Genomic DNA, 20,064 nt, shown 5'->3' with positions numbered 1-20,064 from the left:
TCCACCATTTTCCTTGGGTTAAACGCATCGTTATTTTCACTCCTAGAACCAGTTGAACAGGGCAACCGCCATGGCTAATCCAATCAGCGGTACCACAACCGTTAGCGCGCCTACCGACCAGTATGCCCGTTGGTGGGTTTCATGACAGATAGCACGGATGGTGGTGACCACATAGCCGTTGTGTGGCAGGGAATCCAGCGCACCGGATGAAATAGACACAATGCGGTGTAATTGTTCAGGATCCACACCCTGATCGATATAGTGCGGGCCGATTAAGGGCAGGGCAATAGCTTGCCCGCCAGAGGCTGAACCGGTTAATCCGGCCACTACACTGACAGCCACCGCCGCACCGATCAACTCATTCCCAGGTAGGCTGGTCATCACTTCGACTGCCGATTGAAAGGCGACCGTTGATTTGGCAATAGTGCCAAAGCCAACCACAGCTGCGGTATTACCAATGGCCACCAAGGCACCTGTGGTGCCGACACCAATGGCGGCGTTAAGATTGTGGAAGTGCTTAAAGTTAATCACCATCAGGGTTAGTACCCCGCCGCCGAGTGCCACAATCAGTGCCATCTGTTGCAGACTTTCGTGCAAGGTAAAGGACAGGACCAGTACCACTAAAAGGGGGAACAGGCCCGTCAGTGGATGAGGGTAATCACGCTCGGCAATGACCGGGTCTTCGGGTTTGGCATCAAAGGCTTCGCCGTTAGCGACGGCCTTACCAATCATGCGTTTTAGCCACCAATAGCCAAAGCTCGCCATAAAAATGGCCACCACCAGGCTGACTTCCCAGGCCGCAAAAGGGGAGGTGCCCAAGTATTTAATTGGGATCCAGTTTTGAATTTCGGGGGAGCCGGCTGAGGTCATGGTAAAAGTGACCGAGCCGAACGCCAGGGCCGCGGGAATAAAGCGCCGGGGCAGGTTGGCGTCTTTAAACAGGCTCAGTGCCATGGGATAGACCGAAAAGGCCACCACAAACACACTGACACCGCCGTAGGTCAAAATAGCACAGGCCAATACCACGGCGGCAACGGCGTGTTGCATACCCAGTTTATCGACAATCCAGCGCGCCACAGCATCGGCCGCGCCGGTGTCTTCCATAAATTTGCCGAACAAAGAGCCAAGCAAAAACATGAAAAACCACGCCGCAATAAAGCCGGAGAAGCCATTCATGTAGGTAACCACAAAGTTACCCTCACCGATAAACACCGGTAAACCACTGGTTAGTGCCACAATCAGGGCACAAAGAGGGGCGGCAATAAACAGGTTCATTCCGCGAATGGTCAGAATAATCAGCAGTACCAGACCGCCGACAAGACCTATCAAACTCAACATAAGCTGTCCTTTATCCGTATACCTGTTTTCTGTCAGGTTCGTTAACTTTGGAGCAGCGGGAACACAATCCTTACTCCGGTGACCTTTGTTAACTAAATACAGGACATTACGGATTGTGAGCCAGGAGGCGGGCAGCGCCCATAGTACTATGGTACAGAATACCTTTTCGCCACTTTGTTCTAGAGTACCCCTGACCTTGTTAACAAATGCAACAAAAAACAAACAACCAGATTGCAAAGCATGGGAAGATGAAGCATATGAAACTCTCGAATAGAACATCCTGCGCCCTGGCCGTAGCGGCCTCATTAGCCTCTGTACCTGCTGTAGCCCAAGAGCCGGAAAAGGCGGCCAAAGGGTTGGAGCGTATCGAAGTCACCGCTCGTAAGACGGTGGAAAGCCTTCAGGAAGTACCGGTTGCCGTTACGTCAATTGGCGCGATGGAGTTAGCTGAAAAAGGTATTTCTGTGCTGACAGAGGTTCAGCAGTTTTCGCCTAACACCACGCTTCAGACCAGTCGGGGAACAAACTCGACACTGACGGCATTTATTCGTGGTGTTGGGCAACAAGACCCGCTTTGGGGTTATGAGCCTGGTGTGGGCATTTACATTGACGATGTCTATATGGCACGTCCTCAAGGGGCGGTGTTGGACTTGCTTGATGTACAGCGCATTGAAGTATTGCGCGGTCCTCAGGGGACCTTGTACGGCAAAAATACCGTCGGTGGTGCGGTTAAATACGTCACGAAGGAGATGTCAGGCGGAACCGAGTTTAATGCCGAAGCAACGGTGGGCAGTTTCAGTCAGCGTGATATTAAGCTGACCGGGCAGATCCCGTTGATTGAGGATAAATTGTTTCTCGGTTTTGGCTATGGTGACTTAAACCGTGACGGTTTTGGTACTTTCCTGGTTGCCCCCAATGGCGAAGATAAGGAAAACTACAACAAAGATATCAAAGCCGCCCGGGTTACCTTGGAGTTCCATCCCAGTGATGATTGGTTTATGCGCTTAAACTGGGATAAAACCACCGATGACTCCAATGCCAAAGGCGGTTATCGCTTAGTGCCCAGTTTGCTCACTGACGCGCCTATTCCAGATAACAAGTACGACTCCTACACCAGCCTGCCAACATGGAATAAGGTGGAGTTGGAGGGCATTAGCCTGATGGTGAATTGGGATGTCAATGATGACTTATCTCTTAAGTACATTGGCGCCTCTAGAAAGAGCGATTCACCCACCAATATCGACTTTGATAATACCGGCATTAATCTATTTGATGTACCGGCCGTGTATGACGATGAAAACACCAGCCATGAATTACAGGCCAATTATCAGGGCGAAGGCTTCAGTTTAGTCGGTGGCTTGTATGCCTATGATAGCGAGTCCTGTGGTGTATTTGATGCCATTTTAGGGGGGCTTGGTGTCACACTGGAAACAGCGGGTTGTAACAACAGTGAGGCCTATGCCGCTTATGCGCAAAGCAGCATTGATATATCAGAAAAACTCTCGCTGACGGTCGGGGCGCGTTACACCAAAGAAGAGAAAGAGGCCAGCGTATACTACGGTTTCCTGCCTGGAGTAGCTTATCCCAATAGCGACTGGGTTGAGGGGTATACAAGAGCGCCTGGAACTGGGGTGCCAATGAGTCTGGGTGTGGATAGCGATGGTGACGGCGTGCTGGATGCACCTAAAACGGCCAGTTGGAATCGCTTTACCCCCCGCATCGGTGTTGAGTATCAGATGGATCGTGACACCATGTTCTACGCCAGCTATTCGCAAGGCTTTAAATCCGGCACCTTCAACCCAAGAGCCAGTGCGAATGAGGAAGCTGCTGATCCTGAGGTGGCTGACTCTGTTGAGTTCGGTATGAAGAAAGATTGGAATCAACAGTGGCGTACCAATGTCACGTTGTTCTGGCTGAATCACAAAGACAGGCAATATATTGTGGTGGAACCGGATCCTAATGATCCCACCATATTGGGTCAGAACCTGGGTAATGCCGCCAAGTCAAAAGTGAAGGGGCTTGAAGCTGAAATGACTTATGTGGCGACCGATAACCTCAGCTTTGATTTGGCGCTGGGTTATATGGACGCCGAGCTGGAGCAGGATGAAAGCATAGGCACGCCGCTTGTGGGCCTGTCAAATACGCCTGACTACACAATATCTTTGGCAGCTAAATATGCCCTGGACACCGACTTTGGCCCTGTTGTGTTTAACGGTGGCTACTATTATCGCGATGATTACCTGTTGTTTGAAGATAACGCAATTCTCAAACAGGATGGCTATGGCATGGTGAATTTAAGCGTTAGTTGGGAGAGTGTGGAAGGCAACTGGTATGCCGGACTGCATGCTAAAAACCTGACCGATGAGGAGTATATGGTAGGTGGATATTCCTTCGTGGGTGGCATCAATCCAGATGGCAGTTACCTGCCAGGATTTGGTGGCGATACTACCCTGGCTGCTTACTACGGTGATCCAAGGACTATTAGCCTGACAGTAGGTTATCGTTTCTAACCGATAGGAAATGAACAGGGGCGGTTTTTCCGCCCCTTCTTGATCTGATTGCCAACCTGAAAGATAGTTAAGGTCCCGGAGCCAAGTATTACCATTATGACCAGTCAAGCCAGAGCCATTATTGCCGACGACCATCCTTTGTTTCGCAGTGCCATGAAGCAAGCCATTCAGGCCGCGTTGGGCGGTGAGATTCTGGAGGCGGCGAACCTGGAAGAAACCTTATCCACCCTGGCTGAACATGCCTCGGTAGAGCTGGTTTTTCTGGATTTGAATATGCCCGGAAATCAGGGCTTAACCGGCCTGACCAGCCTACGAAATGCCTATCCAGGCGTGCAGGTTCTGATTGTCTCGGCAGAGGAAGACCCGGATATTATCCGCCGCGCGCTGGACTTTGGTGCCAGTGGTTATTTGCCTAAATCCGCGCCGCTGGAGTGTATTGCCCAGGCGGTGGAAGCAGTGCTGGACGGTGAACAGTGGTTGCCAGACGGCATGCAGTTTGAACAAGGCTCTGGCCCGGCTACCGCCGAACGTGATTTTGCAGACAAGCTCAGTCAATTAACCCCACATCAATTTAAGGTGTTGAAGATGGTGGCAGATGGCTTGTTGAACAAACAAATTGCCTGGGAGTTGCAGGTTCAGGAAACCACCATTAAACAGCATGTGTCGGCTATTCTGCGTAAGCTCGAAGTGATTAACCGTACGCAGGCAGGCGTGTTGTTTAAGCAATTTATGCAGCCCGATGGGCGTTAAAGTATCTGTTTAATCAGACGTTTCAATGCCCCGGCTTTAACCGGTTTATGCAAAAAGCTGAAACCCGCCTCAATGGCTTGAGAACGGATTATTTCATCGTGGTTAGCGGAGTTTAAAATAGTGGCTACCTTACCTCGCCACTGATGGTAAAGCTGCTGGGCTAAGTCTGTGCCTATAGCACCATGATCCAGATGATAGTCCATCAGCAACAGATCGGGGGCATTCGGCATCAGCTGCAAGGCCTGCGTACCGTTGGACGCTGCGGTTACTTGTGCCCCCCATTGTTCAAATAACTGGCTCATGGCGGTGAGCACTTGTTTTTCATTATCCACCAGTAATACCGATTTGCCGCTTAGCCAGCGCAGGTCGGTGTTCATCTCGGGTGCTGGCGTTGGCTGATGATTGTGTGTCGCCGTGGCAAGCTCAATCTCTACCGCAAAACAGCTGCCTTTACCCGGCTCAGAATTGAGGGTTAAGCGGTGGCCCAGCAATTTACTGATCCGCTCCACTATGGTTAGGCCCAGACCTAAGCCCTGCTTATTGCTTTTTTGTAGCTGGTGGAACTCATTAAAAATTTCTTGTTGCTGCGCTTTGGCAATACCAGGCCCGGTATCCCATACCTGCAGCAGCACCTTGCCTTTACAACGTTTTACCCCAACCAGCACCTTGCCCTGCTCGGTATAGCGAACCGCATTGGATACCAGGTTCTGAATAATTCGTCGCAGCAGTTTTTTGTCAGAGCGCACTGATAAGCAGGTCTGCTGATAATGCAGGCTGAGTTGTTTCTGTCCGGCGATCAGGCTGAACTCAGCCATAAGCGGATCAAGAATTTCACTCAGGGCAAAGGACTGGCGGTTTACTTTTAAGATGCCGGAGTCCAGCCTGGTCATATCCAGCAACATCGACAATAGTTCTTCGGCATTATTTAACGACTGCTGTAATCCTCGGGCCAGTTCTTCCAGCGGCGTGGCGCGACTTTGCTGCGCGATCATGCCGGCAAACAGGGTGGCGGCATTAAAAGGCTGCATCAGATCGTGGCCGGCAGCGGCCAAAAATTTAGTTTTGCTGTCATTGGCACGGTCAGCGGCCAGCTTGGCTTGTTGTAACTGTTCGGTGCGCTCTGCCACCCGCAGTTCCAGACTTTGTTTGGCGTCTTCCAAAGCGCGCTGGGTTTGCACGTGTTCGGTAATATCTGCATAGGTGGTGACAAAGCCGCCGCCCGGCATGGGATTGCCCTGTAACTCAATCACCCGGCAATCAGGTTGGCTGCGCAGGTACTTATAACTGCTGCCCTGGCGAATATGGTTTAAGCGCTTGGCCACTTCGCTGTCGATATCCGACACGTCCCCGAGCATGCCGCGCCTGGCGTTAAAGCGTAGCAAATCTTCCAATGGCAGGCCCGCACGGATAAACCCTTCCGGGTAAGTAAACATGCTCACATAGCGACTGTTCCAGGCCAGTAGCTTCAGGTGGCGGTCTACTACGCTGATGCCTTGTTCAATATGTTCTACCGACGATTGCAGCAACTCGTGGTTGAATTGGTAGTTTTGGCTAGCCTCTTCCACCAGACCGACTAATTCATCCAATGGCACACTATGCTGCTCGGTTAACGCCGAGAGCAGAATACGGGCACCGGCATTCCCCACCTGGGCGGCCAGCTCCCGCTCCACACGGCGAATCAACTGGCCGCTGGCGTAGGCTTGCTGGTCACTGTCCAATATGCTGTTTTGCAGCCGGGTTTGTTGTTTGTCTGATAGGATCTTCTGGCTGACCGCCAGCAGGGTGCTGATGCGGATAGTGGGCACAGATTGCTGTGTGGTGCGCTCTGTACTCGATTTCGTAAAGCGTCCCCGTAACAGGTTTACCGCGACAAACGCCAACAGGTTAATACTCAGACTGTATATCACGCCCAAGCTCATGGCCTGATCACTGGGTACCGATTCAAAATAATAGCTGGCCTTGATACTGGGCCACAGCAGCCATACTACCCAACCGCTGCAGCCCGCCAGAATACCGGCCACTGCCGCCAGTCGACTGCTGCGCTGCCAATACAAGGCAAATAACATGGCAGGAGCCAGTTGTGCCAGCAGGGCCATGGCAATAATACCGCTGTTAACCAGAGGAGCGGCCTGGCTTAAATACTGGGAATACAGGTATGACAGGCCAATCACCAGAATCACGGTCAGGCGGCGAATACCCAGCAACAGGGAAGGGCGCAAAACCTGCTGTTGGTCGGCGCGAAAATGTAGCTTAAGCCATAGGGGAGTAATGATATTGTTGGCCATCATTACGCCCATCGCCAGCGTGGCGACAATGATCATGCTGGAGGCAGCGGACAGGCCACCAATAAATGCCACTAAGGCTGACCAACTACTGTCTGCCAGCATGGGTAACGCCAGGACATAGGTATCGGCATTGGTCGCAGGCAGTAATAGCTTACCGGCCAGGGCTATGGGCAACACAAACAGATTGATGGCCAGCAGGTACAACGGGAATAACCAGCGCGAGCGCTTGAGTTCCAGCTCGCCGTTATTTTCAATATAGTTGACATGGAATTGCCGAGGTAGGCAAAACATCGACAAAAAGCCCAGCAACATATGACACAGGTAAACCAGTGGTGCACCGTCCGAACCGGTCAGGATTTGGCGGGTGTCTGGGTTAAGCTGCACCTGGCCCAGCAAATCCAGTACTCCGTCAAACATCTGATAACAAACAAACAAGCCAACCAGCACCAGGGTCAGCATTTTAACCAGCGATTCAAAGGCAATGGTCAGCATTAACCCCGGGTGTTTCTCAGTCAGACTCAAGCTACGGGTACCAAACAAAATGGCAAAAATCGCCATTAACAAGGCCACATAAAAGCTGATGCCGCCGGGCCATTGGGTTTGATCGGTGGCCAGCAGGCTGACGCTGGTAGTCACCGCATCGAGCTGCAAGGCAGTGTAGGGCACCACACCAATAAAGCAGATAAGGGTGACAAAGGCGGCGACGAAGTGCGAATGCTTGTATTGGCTACCAATAAAATCTGCCAGCGAGCTGATATTGTGCTGCTGACACCAGCGAATAATGCGCACCAGCAAGGGATAGCCCAAGGCAAAGGCCACCACGCTACCGACATAGGTTGGGGTAAAGGCCCAGCCATAGGTAGCTGACTGTGCCGTAGTGCCAAAGAAGGCCCAGGATGTGCAGTGCACCCCCAGCGCCAAGCTGTAGATAATAGGTCGTTGCTTATGACTGGCGGCGCCGTGAAAGCGGTCACCCCAAAACCCTACGGCAAACAGCAAGGACAAATAGACAATCGCCAACAGGGTTAAAAGCCAGATGCTAAACATAGTGCAACAATATGAAAACTAAGGGCTTTGTTACTATACGTTGGGCCGTGTGTGATTGCTACCGGCGATTCAAGGCCGGTTGGCCTCCTAGACTGCAAGGCCGGTCACCAAGGTCATATAAAGGCGATATACCTTATTGGCGTAAAAATTGCGTAGTAAAGGCCATGGAGATTTGAGCCTGGGGCCGTGGCGAATATGAAGATAAAATTAAATACCCTGCTTGGCTGTGTGCTGATAAGCCTGTCTGGGCTGGTGGGCTGTGCTTCGCAGCCCATCACCGCTTCCGTGCAGGCGGCTAATCAAGTGGATAGCTTACATGCGCAGGTTGAGCGTTTAGCCAGACAATTATTTGACACTTCGGGCCGTATTAACCCTGATGCGCCCCTGGCGGTCGGCACAATACTGCCTTCGCACCTGCAAAGTGGCAAAAGTTTGCCAGAGCACCAGGCGCTGGGATTGCAAATGCAGGAAAGCCTGGTGACCTTTGCCGCTCAGGCTGGGTTGACGGTTGTTGAGTTTAAGACTTTGCCTGCGGTTCATATCAATGCAGGGCAGGATATTATGCTGTCGCGAGATGTGGAAGCGCTAAGCGGAGAAGTTGATCTACAGTATCTGCTTACCGGCACTTACTCAGTGCAGGAGCAAAGCCTGTTGGTTAACTTGCGCTTGATTGAACTGCCTTCCAAACGCTTGGTGGCGGCCGCGACAGATTACCTGCCAAAAGACGTTGCCTGGTCGCAGGGTAAGGTTATGAGCCGAAATCAGATGCTCTACCGAGGCGAGTATTAGTGGGGGATATTATGAAAAAGACAGCGCTATGCGGGCTCTTGGCGTTATTGGTCGCCGGGTGTTCCGTAAGTCCCGAACAATCACAGTCTGATGCCGCGACGTCGGCAGCCTACCAGGCCAGTCTCGGCTTTGGCGAACAATATAAACAGCAGTTTTCTACGCAGCAGGTGGGAGAGAAACCTCAGCACACTTCACCGCAGCAACAGAACATTAACCACTATGTGCGCGGCATTATGCAGGAGTTGGTAAATAACCTGCAGTATGTGACTTCCAGCACCCCGATGGCGGTAAGCAGCTTCGTGTTTGTAGATGGCTCCTTCGATCAGGCGAGTTTGTTGGGAAACCAGATTGCCGAGAGCTTTATGTATGAGATCCACCAGTTTGGTATTCCGGTCATTGATATTAAAACCAGTGATTTTATTCGTATTACCGAACAAGGGGACTTTGTACTTACCCGTGATTACCTGGAAGTGTCTGCCACGCAGCCTATTGAGTATGTGGTCACGGGTACCCTGGCTAAGCATCAGGGCGGTTACTTGGTGAATGCCCGCGTGGTGGGGATGAAGTCAAAAGCCGTGGTGGGCTCTGCGCAGGGCTTCTTACCTGCAGAAATTGCCAACGGCTTACTCAGCAGCGGTAAACCGGCTGAGGGCGTGAAGCTGATAAAAGGCTAGCTTCAAGTAATGTAAAATTTTTGACCGGGAGCATCAGGATGCAAATTCAGTCTGGTTTAAGTTTGATGGATTATCTTAATGATCCGGCTAAGTCTCAACAGGCGCTGGACAGAGCCGTGCAAGCGCAAAAACAGAATCTGGCGGGTGAGTTGACAGAGTTGGATACCGGCCTTGGTGGTATGAGTGACAATGAGATAGACGACACCCTGAAAAAAATGGAACAAGGGCAGTCTTCGGTCAGCCTGCAAAGCCTGGATAATATGATTGCCTTTCATTCTAAGCCGGTGGCTACACAGTTGCAGGATCTGGCTAAGCGATTTGGCATTGAAACTCCCACAGAGATAAAACTTGTGGAGGGAAAGTGGCAGGTTGCGGGCGCAGACGCTGAAGATGCTAGGCCTGAACTGCAGCGTTTACAGCAGTATCTGGATGCCGATCAGGGATTACAAAAACGCATGGATCAGCTTAATCGCTTGTCTGAGTTTTTTGAGTGGGGAAGCACCCGGGATTTTGCCGCGCAGCTAAAGGAAGCCAAAGTATCTGAAACCGATGTGGTGAGTTACCTTAAGCAAAGTCGCAGCCATTTGATGAGCATGGACAGTTTTACTCTGTCATCCTCAGAGGTGAAATTAAACAGCAGAGGCGAAGCGCAACATTTATTTGATGCGGCGAAAAAGCTGTTTGGTGTCAGCGAACCTAAGTCATAAGCCATGCAATAGCATGGCGTCAGCGTAATTCTTGACCTGAGAATTCACCCACTTCACACAGATACTGACGGGGTTTTAGCTGTTCGCATAAAGACTCTGCGTCAGGTGCACTGGAAAATGGCCCTACATTTAGGCTGTATAAGGTCTGGCGAGGGTGTTGTGTTTTCTGCAATCTGGCTGATAACCCTGTCAATATTTTGCCGTCCCGTTGCTGGATAAGATACCAGCCAAACTTTGCGCTTTGTGGTTTCAAAAATGCGGCAATACGTAAGCCATATACGGCTTCTGCTGTGTTTTGCCCATTATCGATGTCACCGGTTGGGGGCATATCATCTGCTGGCGCTGATGTTGGTGGCAGCCAGTTGTTTTCTTCACTCTTCGCGTTAATCAAAGGAGCCGCCGTTAAAAGCTCATCCTCTGAGGTGTCTCGGTAGGGTTGTGGCGTCTCTTCTAGCGCTGACGCCCGGTTGACTTCGGCGATCAAAAGAGCCAAGTCCGCTTCCAATTCGTTCAGGCGCTGAATGCCGGCTTTGGCGTCACGCCATTCTTGCACGTACTGGCGCACTTCATCACTGGTGATTGTCTCTTGAGGGAGGTCTGAGGACTCGTTGCTGCCATAGAAGCCATTTGTTGTACTGCAAGCAGAGAGCGTCAGAGCCATCATTGGCAGCAAAGGCACGGCCAGTGAAGAGATGAGTCTGGCAGTTTTATGGTGGCGCTGACACATGGTCGTGTTCTCGTCAGGATAGGTACTTACCTAAAAAGTTTGCATGTTTTATGCCAGTTGATAAAGCTTTACTTGATGTGCTTATGGGCTGGCGCGTAAATTGCATTTTATTCACTAGGACATTTTGCTGGTTTCACTGGGGCGCTGCTTTCCAAACCCTGAGTGAAATAGCTTGCTGTTGGTATCAGGCAGATCTTTGCCGCAAGCGAGAGCCAAGAGGCAATAACATGACATATCAAAATTCATTCTTGTCAGTGAAGGGGGCGATGGTGAAAGCTTATCTACTAAGTGGTGTGGTGCTGCTGGCAGGTTGTCAGATGACAGCCATGCAACAATCAGACACGGAGTCAACACCGGCTTTTCAACCAGGACGTTTTTCATCTGACAATTATCAGACTCATGCTGCGACAATTCAGGATCATATACGCCTGTTGATGAATCAGATGGCGCTGAATATGCAAGGGGTCGGAGAAGACAGTGCGGTGATGGTGGCGGACTTTGTTTATGTCGATGGTGCTTATGACAAGGCCGGTTTACTCGGACAGCAAGTGGCTCAGAGCTTTATGAATGAGTTACATCAGTTTGGCGTTAAAGTGCTTGACCATAAAACGACCGATTACATCAGGGTGACCGAACAGGGGGATCTGGTGTTAAGCCGAGACTACACCGAATTACGCCCCGATATGCAGGCCAATTTGGTTTTGACCGGCACCTTAACCAAACATCGACGCGGTGTGTTGGTGCAGGCCAGAATGGTCGACCTGGTATCAAAAGAACTGAAAGCGTCGGCACAAACCTTACTGCCGTCTGCGCAGGTAAGTGCCTTAATTGCCAGTGAGTCTCGCCTGGATATGCCGGCATCTGGGATCCAATAGGGGATAAACATGAAATTAATAGGTTTAATGGCCTCCACTTTGCTGCTTGCGCCCTACGCCTTTTCAGATACCACACAAGCGGTTTCTTCCGATGATTGGGGCGCCCAGGGGCAGCGTTTTGTACCCTTGCACCACCATAAACGTCTGGCTGATTACGTCGAACAGATGGTAATGGGGTTAAAGATCAACCAACAAGCTGTGGCTGATAAGAGTATCGCGGTGGCGTCTTTTGTGGAGTTTGATTCGACCCTGACTCAGACCAATATGCTGGGGAATCAGTTAGCTGAAAACTTTATGCAGCAACTGCGAAAGCAAGGGTTCAGTGTCACCGAAAGCAAAGCAACGGGAGAGGTAAAGATCACCCAAAACGGTGATTTTGCTTTTTCCCGAGAAGCGCATCAATTGCCTAAAGGGCAATCATGCTGCGTGCTAACAGGCACCATGATTTACAGCCCTTCAGGGGTAGAGGTTAACGCTCGTTTGTTTGAACTGGACAGTAATAAGGTATTAGCCAGTGCACAGGGGGTTATACCTTATTTTGTCGTCCGTCACCTGGGACAGGTAAACTGAGTCAGGGATTCAGTTGTTGCAATGGGGCTGCATGATAGTCACTGACAATGCAGCCAACACCGGCAGACTTCAGTGCATTGCAACGCTCTGTTGCCTGCGCTTCGGTGACGAAAGCACCGGCTTTCAAACGAAAGTAATCGGTGCTTTTAACCGTTATTTTTTGATAGTTTGCCGGTAAATCGGCCAGCAGAGCGGGGTGTTTGTTGCTTAACTCTCGCCACAGACTATGCAAACGTGCTGGTGAGGTAACGGCCGTTAGCTGCAATGCGTATCTAGGTGGCATCTCACTTTCATGCTGAAACTTGTCAGAGGGTGATTGTGTCTGCTTTATATGGTCAGTCGTACTGTCTTGCACGGGTTGACTGGTGGTTGTCTGGGCGCTCTGTTGTGTAGATTGTGACGGTGGTATGTCATTGGACATTTGATCCAACTGGCCAATCAACAAGCCCAATTCTTCTTCTACTATCAACAAACGTTGCAGCCCTTCACGCATAGATTGCCATTCTTCCACAACAGCGTCATATTTCTGTTGTTTTTCCTTGAGAATAGCCACCTGTGCGGCTAAGTTTGCCTGTTCCGCTTGGGTTATTTCGGTATCTGGGGCTGACTGACAGGCGAACAAGCCTGATAGGCCAGCCAGAATGATCAATGCTTGATAGTGTTGCCCGGTTTTCATCTTCCTGCTCCGGTTATTTAGTAGGCAAAGTGATGGTATTCCACTTTACATGGAATATTCAGTTGCTTTAGCTGTGTACAGAAGGCTTCGGTTTCATCTGCCGCCTTACGGTCCCCTTCAAAATAGGCCAAGCCCAGCACATACTGCTTGCTGTCTTTGGATTTAATATAGAAAGGCTGTCGCTCGTTTGTGTTGTATGCAAGACGTTTTTTCAACAACTGATAGTAAACTTTGAGCAGCGCAGGGGAGTGAAACTGCCCGGCACTGGCTACATAGCCACTGGCTGACTCCAATGGAGCCAATACAAAGTCAGCACCGCTAATCAGGTCGCCCCGGTTGGACAGATTCACCCGTTTGGCTTTACTGACCCGCATTTGTTGTCGCTGAGCGATATCAGCATCAATTTCTAAACGATATTTCCCAGGCAGCAGATCAGTGAACAGGTAATAGCCGTCATATTCACTGCGAGCTCTGGCGACAATATTATTGTTCAGATCCCGAAGATTCAAAAGTATTCTGGGGGCTGTTTCCTGACTACCGTCGGCTTTAGTGAAGTACACCGTGCCATCTAACTCTCCGGATTTGGCAACCGGAATATCCACTTGCTGAATGTAACCGGGCCGGGCTGGTATCGAGACGCCCTCTGTGCTGGTAATGTAGAAATCTTTAAAGGAACTTCCATCTACCACAATGTCGGTCTGACGGTTATTGGGTAAGGCGGTTAGCATGGCTACGCCTTGCTCATTGGTTCTCGCCGAACGAAAAGATTGCGCTGCTTTGACTTTCACCCCTTCGATGAGAGGCTCGGACTCATCATACTGATTGTCCATATCCAGATCCTCAAACACCCTGACAGACACCCCTGCCGTGCCGCCTAATGCTCTGTTGCTGGCAAATATACTTTCAGAGCTTGGGTCATAGCCAACGCTGAATCTGGCCGTCATGCCTAGCGACCAATTGTCATCGCTGTTGTAACTGGCATTGGCACTTAGCGTAAACTTGTCGTGTCGCCAGTTGAGACGAGCATAGAGCTGCTCTAAATCGTTGCTGATGTCGCGGGAGTATTGGAGTTCAGCATTCAGGTCATAGGTCCATCTATACAGCAAATTGGCACCATACGCGGTCAGTTCGGTGTGGGGCTGAACATGGTAGTTGGCATACATACGGGTGTAAAAACGCCCAAAATTATTGCGGTAAAACAGTGAGCCCCCAGCCGTTTTGTTCGGCAGGTCGCTGTCTGTCAGTAGCGCTGCATCCGAATGTTGCCAGAAGAAACTATGAGATACCGAGCCATACGCGCTGTTTATGCCCAATGCATTTTGAAACAGGCGGGTTTGGTGCCCCTGCTGATCTTCAGTGAACGTCAGGTTGTTCTGATAGCTAAGTGGCATGAAGGAACGGCTGAATAAGGTACCGGATTGTGTAAGGTTGTATCTGTGATCGATATGCTCGGTTTCATCGCCTGTGAGCGGATCTGTCACTAAGGCCTCATTTCTTATATAGCTCAGATCAAGGTTCGTGTTTTGCCAGCCAGTTCTGAAAAAGGCGGAAAGCCGTTTCGAGCCGTCATCATTTTGATGAACCAATGTATTTAACAACCCCAATTCCCAGAGCTGCAAGTTGGTTCTCAAGGTAAGGTCGGTTTGGTTGTCACCGGCCTTAGGGGAGAAATGACTGGTTCCAAGCCCTACTGACAGCCAGTCGGAGATACCGTAGTCAAAAACCGCACTGCTGAGTAAGCCTAACTGACTGTCTTCCAGCTCCGGATCATTGACGCCGAATAATGTCCGGTTCGCATCGACAACCGACACCTGGTAGCGCCCTTGGCCTGCAGCAACGCTGTTTGAGTCAACAACAATGGATTCGCTTTTGCGTTCAATCTGCCCTTGTGGACCGTAGAACACCAACTCAAAATTGTTGTTGCCGAAACTGAGTTCTACGTCATTAAAGGCATATCGACCATTTTCTATATTGAGCAGTGTATCCAGTAACACCCCATTTCGGTATAACTCCACATCCCAACCGGCTTGTACATCACCAGTTAGGTTAACACGCCGGTTATCGCCCAATTGGCCTTCATTCAAGTTATTCAAGGTAAAACCGCGACTTTGCGCTTGGGTGACCTGGCTTCCTGGGTTGACGGGGGTCACGTCACCAAATGCGAAATAAGAGGCCTGCAGCGGGCCGAGCAATGTTTGCTCGGAGGACGTCTTTGAAAGTGTCAGCCTGGCTTGTTGCAACAACTCACCTCGCAGTCCACTTAGATATAGCTGGCTGTTAAGATAAGCAAAATCCTGGCTGGAGAGGATTGAGTAACTGCCAGAGCTGTTGTGTTCGGTAGCGGTTGCGGATACTTGAGCATCCAGTAATGGGCTGGAGAAGAGTTGATAGCCCGAATCGCTCAGAGGTAGCACAGATTCGGTATCCGCTGCTAAGTTATTGTAGTTACGGGCTGATCTGGCGAGTCGCTGTTCTACCGGAAAGGGGGTACTGGAATGAATCACCAGTTTGAGCTGGCCTTCAAGCATTTCGTAGTCAAAGTTAAGTATCTGGGCAAGGGTGGCTAACTCGACATAAATGTCATCAGACTCGATGGAAAACAGCTCGCTATCCAGAATGAATGGGTGTTGTCCAACCACTATCTGCAGAGAATCAGATTGTGTTTGTTGCAGTGAAAAGGGGATGTCTTGTCGATATACCCAACCGCTGGCTTGCACATTGGCCAGATCGAACTCAACCGCGAAGTCAGCAAGTTTGAAAAAATCCGCAAGCCCCACCTTCACCCCTTGCTCAGAGACAAACGAAAAAATATCGGTAACAGGGGTATCTTCTAACCACAATGAGAGGATCAACTCCTCTCCTGGTTGAAACCGTCTGACAGGTTGAGCAGAGGCTTCGCTTTGATTGACAGAACGCTGCCCTTGAGGGGAAGCGCGCCGATACTTTTGCGCTATACGTTGCAGAATGTCCTGCACGGACGGATTTGTGCCTGTTGCAGCATAGCTCTGTATAGAAAAACTCGACGAGCTTATCAGCAACGCCGTGCCACATAAAAATCCCGACAACTTGTAGTATTTATCCAACCACACGATGCGTTTTTACCCTGATTCTATTGTTAATTATGGGGTAAGGGCTTGATAGCCGTCTTATTGATGCTAACACGCTTGTCGATAAAGACGTGACCGTCAAATTCCCGGACACCTTTATACTCGACCCTCAATTGTCCATTTGCCGGCATAAAACCTTCTGCCATCCATGTTGGCTGGATAACGAATTTATCGTTGTCTGGCCAGGCGTTGGCGTCATTGGACTTAGCAATGGGGATCTCGCTGCCACCATCAGGTTTCCAGAATACCGTCCAATTGCCTAATACAGAATTACGTCCGCTGCGGGCAATGTGTAAAACCACCGCGCCAGTCTGGCGCGAAGGGTCATAGTAAAGCTCGGTATTCTCCAGGTTAAGCTGGTAGTCCAGGGAACCCTGTCGCACAGTAATTGGAATAGCAAAGCTGACCAACATGTTGATCTGCATGCTGGTGGCATTATTCTGGCTGCTATCTTTGGGGGGAGGCAGTGCCTTAAAATTCAAATGCGAGCGATACTCCCCTTCAGCCAATTGGGCCGGCCGTCTCAGCATGAGTTTGATGATCTGACGTTCGCCCGGCTTTAAGGTTACCTGGCGGGGAGAAAATCTCAGCATGCTACTGGCGATAGGCAAGTCGGCTACATCATCATCCGCTACGTTAAAATAACCACCTTGAGGGTTGGCGATTTTCTCAGCCCATTCAAGCCGGTAGGTATTAACTGAATTACTGGTATTACTCAGGGTAATCTGTGCAGATCTGGCCGACTCATCAAAGCTCACCCGGGTTGGATAAATCAGTAGATTGGCTAACAGCGTTGATGACCAGCAGTAAGTTAATATCAGCGCCCCGAGTGTAAGGCCGTTAAATCTAGTCATTGTCATCCTCAAGAACATTGTTAGTAGGATATATCGATGTTCAACATAATTTGGTAGTCAGCGGGGCCTAAGTAGGGTTGACCGTTTCCCGATGTTGATAACGTACCACCAAGGGTGAATTGGGCATCACCGTTAATGTCTGCTTTTACCGTTGATGGATAATCTAACGCGGTAATCACAAACTGTGCAGAACCAGGAATAGTCAGGGCAGAGTATGCTGGCAGCGAAGGTGTTAGCGACAGGGTGGTAAAAGCTGGCAGTCCGGTCAGTGTATAAGCACCAGGCGTTCCTTTTTCTATCACTAGTATACGGCCCGTATAAGACTGATTACCGTTTCTGGTTAAGGTTGTGCTGCTCACCTGATTGTTATCTGAAATCGCCATCCGCCCAAAGGTTAGGGGGGTATCTATTAAAAGATCGGCGTTAACCCATGTGCATATTAAACAACTTGCCAGTCCTATCCATCTCATCACAAAAAACCGGCCCGTCACCATGGTTGATAACCCAATATGGTAGTCAGGCCGGTATGATGGATCAATAGGTTACAGCTACATCGAAGCTGCCGTTATAAGCGGCATTTTCATAGGTGGCTGTGGTCAGCGCGTAAGCGGTTGGATCCGTAATCAGGGTGGCACCTACGGTGAACGAGGCGTTCCCGGTACCGTCTACTGAAATGGTACCTGCACCTGCTGTTAATGGTATCGCTGCAGCAGTACCGGTAGTTTTATAAGCTGTAAAGTCAATCAGCTGAAAACCTGGAGAGCCGGCTGGCGCCGTGGTGGTCAGGTTAACGGCTGTGTTAGGTACAGTAACGTTAAGTGTTGCAAACGCCGCTACGCCACTGATATCAAATTGTGGACGAGTTGGCGTACCACCAACAGATTGTACTTCTGAAACTCCAGCACCGGTAACACAAGGAGCACCAGCGCCAGGGGCATAAGCAGAAAGTGCGGAGGCTGGATTAGCTGGCATCACGATACCTGAGCATTCATCGACGGTCTCATCAGGCGTGGCACGCACTGTGCCAAAATCCAGGGTGCCGGTCAGGGCGAGGCCGATGGTGTTATCAACAGTGACAGATGCCGGCACATTAACAGTCTCTGCTTGCACTGCACCAACGGCTGACAGCAGCATTGCCGCGCTGAGTCCTTTTGCAATTTTAGAAAGTTTACTCATATTACGATTCCTAAAGGTTATTGTTTGTTTTCTGCACTTTGCAAGAATGAAATCCTTTTGAGTGCATTGTTTCTATCGGCTCTAATTAGTTTTTTCTTAACAATTTTGTATAGAAAAACATAATGTTGAATAACGTTTTATGATCTCAATCACTATGTGTGCAAAATCAGCCACTATTAACCAGAATCATCCCTTTCCTTGAAAAAAAGTAAACGCAATCTCATTTTAAGGCAAGTGTTTTTCAGCAAGGGTTTTTATATTTATACCTAACATTCTTAATCTTGATAAAATCATTAAAAAACAAATAATTACAAAAGTTTCCTGGGTGTTTGGTATGTTTTTTTATAAGGGTTTTGAGGCGGGGTATTGGTTAGGAAATAGTGCTCAGGCGGTTATTTTTAGTAGCCTGAGATGTAAATGTGAGTTTGTATTGTTGTTATGCTGTACTTTTTGTTACAGGGCTGGAATCGCTAATTATGGTATGGTCTGCAATAAGTTTCAGGCGGTAAATTTACCCGCCCTGAGCTTGAGATAAAGAAAGCCCTCTGTGGTTGTTTTTTGGTCTTAAATTACTTAACTGAGGATAGCGACTACGCTATCAGACTAAGTGATTTTTATAGCTATTGGAGCGTATGTTCATGAGATTGATAATGGCAGGGGTATTATTGAGCGTGGGTTTGTTGGGTTGCGCGCAGACACCCGAACAAGCCGGTGAGGGGGATAAAGCACCCCAGAATACCTTATCTGGGCAGTGGCAACTGGTTGAACTGATGGGACATCCTATTAAAGCAGAGAAAGGCCCTAACCTGGAATTCAATGAAGAAGGCAGGGTAAGTGGTTTTGCCGGTTGTAACCGGTTTTTTGGTGATGTCGAGGTTAAGGGACTGAGCATCCACTTTGGACAACTTGGCGCAACCATGATGGCGTGCCCTGATATGCAAATTGAAAGCAAGTTTATGCAAGTGCTGGAAAAGGCTGACAATTACAGTCTGGGTAATGACAGCCTTAGCCTGAACAAAGCCAGAATGGCGCCTTTGGCCCGTTTTGAGCGGGTAAAAGCGGATTAACTACGCTTGGCCAGCATAGCCCGGGCGACTTTAGACTGATTTTCCCGTCCAAGTGCCTGTGTAATGGCAAAACCGGCATCAACCAATGCATCCAGGTTGATGCCGGTTTCAATACCCATTCCCTGTAGCATATACACCACATCCTCACTGGCTACATTGCCCGATGCGCCTTTAGCATAAGGGCAACCGCCAAGACCTGCGACCGAACTATCTACCACTGCAATCCCCTGTTGCAGGGCAGCTAGAATATTGGCCAGCGCCTGGCCATAGGTGTCGTGAAAGTGAACGGCTAGTTTTTCAGCCGGCAGGTGGCTTAGCAACAAAGCGAGCAAGGCTGAGGTTTTAGCCGGTGTTCCCACGCCAATGGTATCGCCTAAGGACACTTCGTAGCAGCCCATATTCAGCAGCTTTTGTGATACCGCCAGTACACTTTGTGGTGATATGTCACCTTCATAGGGACAGCCCAGTACACAGGATACATAGCCACGAACTCTGATCCCCTGTGACTTCGCTGCTGCCATTATAGGCGCAAAGCGGGTCAGGCTTTCTTCTATGCTGCAGTTGATATTCTTCTGGCTAAAGCTCTCGGACGCGGCGGCAAAGATAGCCACTTCATCGGCGCCAGCTGTAATCGCGGCTTCAAAGCCTTGCATATTGGGCGTCAGTGCTGAGTAGATAACACCAGGTTTACGGGAAATACCGCTGAAAACCGCAGCGCTGTCGGCCATCTGCGGCACCCATTTAGGGGAGACGAAACTGCCGGTCTCAACCATACTGACGCCGGCATTGGCGAGGTTTTCTACTAGGGCAATTTTATCTTTCAGGGCAATGTTGGCTGACTCGTTTTGCAGGCCGTCCCGTGGCCCGACATCGACAATTTTTACCTTGCTTGGATAGTTTATATTGTTCACT

At 49.9% G+C, this 20,064-nt stretch carries 17 protein-coding genes; 8 read left to right on the top strand and 9 right to left on the bottom strand.

Features of this window, described 5'->3' with window-relative positions:
- Positions 1-42: 42 nt before the first annotated feature.
- Entirely contained in the window at positions 43-1,338 is a 1,296-nt protein-coding gene (locus IEX02_RS16970) for a GntP family permease (RefSeq protein ID WP_188697913.1), read from the bottom strand.
- 257 nt (positions 1,339-1,595) lie between these two features.
- Between IEX02_RS16970 and IEX02_RS16965 the strand changes: the two genes are divergently transcribed.
- Positions 1,596-3,848: a TonB-dependent receptor gene (locus IEX02_RS16965; protein WP_229702269.1), complete on the top strand. Its 2,253-nt coding sequence runs from the start codon at positions 1,596-1,598 to the stop codon at positions 3,846-3,848.
- A gap of 96 nt (positions 3,849-3,944) precedes the next feature.
- Positions 3,945-4,598, top strand: a complete 654-nt coding sequence (locus tag IEX02_RS16960; RefSeq protein WP_188697909.1) for a response regulator transcription factor — start codon at positions 3,945-3,947, stop codon at positions 4,596-4,598.
- On the opposite strand, the gene IEX02_RS16955 is transcribed toward IEX02_RS16960, so the two are convergent.
- Positions 4,595-7,930: a PAS domain-containing hybrid sensor histidine kinase/response regulator gene (locus tag IEX02_RS16955; protein WP_188697908.1), complete on the bottom strand. Its 3,336-nt coding sequence runs from the start codon at positions 7,928-7,930 to the stop codon at positions 4,595-4,597. The two genes, IEX02_RS16960 and IEX02_RS16955, sit on opposite strands and share 4 nt — an antisense overlap.
- Positions 7,931-8,125: 195 nt before the next feature.
- Between IEX02_RS16955 and IEX02_RS16950 the strand changes: the two genes are divergently transcribed.
- Genes IEX02_RS16950 through IEX02_RS16940 form a run of 3 tightly spaced genes read left to right on the top strand, consistent with a single transcriptional unit; the run spans position 8,126 to position 10,100 of the window.
- Positions 8,126-8,719 carry a FlgO family outer membrane protein gene (locus tag IEX02_RS16950; RefSeq protein ID WP_188697906.1) on the top strand — a complete coding sequence of 198 codons (594 nt, stop codon included), beginning with the start codon at positions 8,126-8,128 and terminating at the stop codon, positions 8,717-8,719.
- A gap of 11 nt (positions 8,720-8,730) precedes the next feature.
- Positions 8,731-9,393: a FlgO family outer membrane protein gene (locus IEX02_RS16945; protein WP_188697904.1), complete on the top strand. Its 663-nt coding sequence runs from the start codon at positions 8,731-8,733 to the stop codon at positions 9,391-9,393.
- Between the two features lie 38 nt (positions 9,394-9,431).
- Positions 9,432-10,100: a hypothetical protein gene (locus tag IEX02_RS16940; RefSeq protein ID WP_188697901.1), complete on the top strand. Its 669-nt coding sequence runs from the start codon at positions 9,432-9,434 to the stop codon at positions 10,098-10,100.
- Positions 10,101-10,119: 19 nt separating this feature from the next.
- Here IEX02_RS16940 and IEX02_RS16935 read toward each other — a convergent pair whose 3' ends face one another.
- Positions 10,120-10,827 carry an SPOR domain-containing protein gene (locus IEX02_RS16935; RefSeq protein WP_188697898.1) on the bottom strand — a complete coding sequence of 236 codons (708 nt, stop codon included), beginning with the start codon at positions 10,825-10,827 and terminating at the stop codon, positions 10,120-10,122.
- A gap of 227 nt (positions 10,828-11,054) precedes the next feature.
- Here IEX02_RS16935 and IEX02_RS16930 point away from each other — a divergent pair, with 227 nt between their 5' ends.
- Positions 11,055-11,702 carry a FlgO family outer membrane protein gene (locus tag IEX02_RS16930; RefSeq protein WP_188697896.1) on the top strand — a complete coding sequence of 216 codons (648 nt, stop codon included), beginning with the start codon at positions 11,055-11,057 and terminating at the stop codon, positions 11,700-11,702.
- A gap of 9 nt (positions 11,703-11,711) precedes the next feature.
- A complete protein-coding gene (locus IEX02_RS16925) occupies positions 11,712-12,272 on the top strand; it encodes a FlgO family outer membrane protein (protein ID WP_188697894.1) in 561 nt (186 codons plus the stop codon).
- Position 12,273: 1 nt separating this feature from the next.
- Here the strand turns inward: IEX02_RS16925 and IEX02_RS16920 are convergent, their stop codons facing one another.
- The 5 genes from IEX02_RS16920 to IEX02_RS16900 form a co-directional block, all read right to left on the bottom strand.
- Positions 12,274-12,948, bottom strand: coding sequence for an SPOR domain-containing protein (locus tag IEX02_RS16920; RefSeq protein ID WP_188697892.1), 675 nt, complete (start codon positions 12,946-12,948; stop codon positions 12,274-12,276).
- A 17-nt stretch (positions 12,949-12,965) separates the two neighbouring features.
- Entirely contained in the window at positions 12,966-16,037 is a 3,072-nt protein-coding gene (locus IEX02_RS16915; protein ID WP_188697891.1) for a fimbria/pilus outer membrane usher protein, read from the bottom strand.
- 26 nt (positions 16,038-16,063) lie between these two features.
- The gene (locus tag IEX02_RS16910) at positions 16,064-16,909 is read right to left on the bottom strand and encodes a fimbrial biogenesis chaperone (protein WP_188697890.1); all 846 of its coding nucleotides are present in this window, start codon (positions 16,907-16,909) and stop codon (positions 16,064-16,066) included.
- A gap of 20 nt (positions 16,910-16,929) precedes the next feature.
- The gene (locus IEX02_RS16905; RefSeq protein WP_268237438.1) at positions 16,930-17,379 is read right to left on the bottom strand and encodes a DUF4402 domain-containing protein; all 450 of its coding nucleotides are present in this window, start codon (positions 17,377-17,379) and stop codon (positions 16,930-16,932) included.
- A 64-nt stretch (positions 17,380-17,443) separates the two neighbouring features.
- Positions 17,444-18,085: a hypothetical protein gene (locus IEX02_RS16900; RefSeq protein ID WP_188697887.1), complete on the bottom strand. Its 642-nt coding sequence runs from the start codon at positions 18,083-18,085 to the stop codon at positions 17,444-17,446.
- Positions 18,086-18,723: 638 nt separating this feature from the next.
- Between IEX02_RS16900 and IEX02_RS16895 the strand changes: the two genes are divergently transcribed.
- Positions 18,724-19,152 (top strand): META domain-containing protein, encoded by a 429-nt coding sequence (locus IEX02_RS16895; protein WP_188697886.1) that lies wholly within the window; start codon positions 18,724-18,726, stop codon positions 19,150-19,152.
- On the opposite strand, the gene IEX02_RS16890 is transcribed toward IEX02_RS16895, so the two are convergent.
- Positions 19,149-20,063, bottom strand: coding sequence for a hydroxymethylglutaryl-CoA lyase (locus tag IEX02_RS16890; RefSeq protein WP_373285035.1), 915 nt, complete (start codon positions 20,061-20,063; stop codon positions 19,149-19,151). The genes IEX02_RS16895 and IEX02_RS16890 overlap by 4 nt on opposite strands.
- Position 20,064 lies beyond the last annotated feature (1 nt).

This window comes from Bowmanella pacifica (assembly GCF_014645355.1).
GTDB lineage: Bacteria > Pseudomonadota > Gammaproteobacteria > Enterobacterales > Alteromonadaceae > Bowmanella > Bowmanella pacifica.
This window is presented reverse-complemented; position numbering and strand designations above follow the sequence as displayed.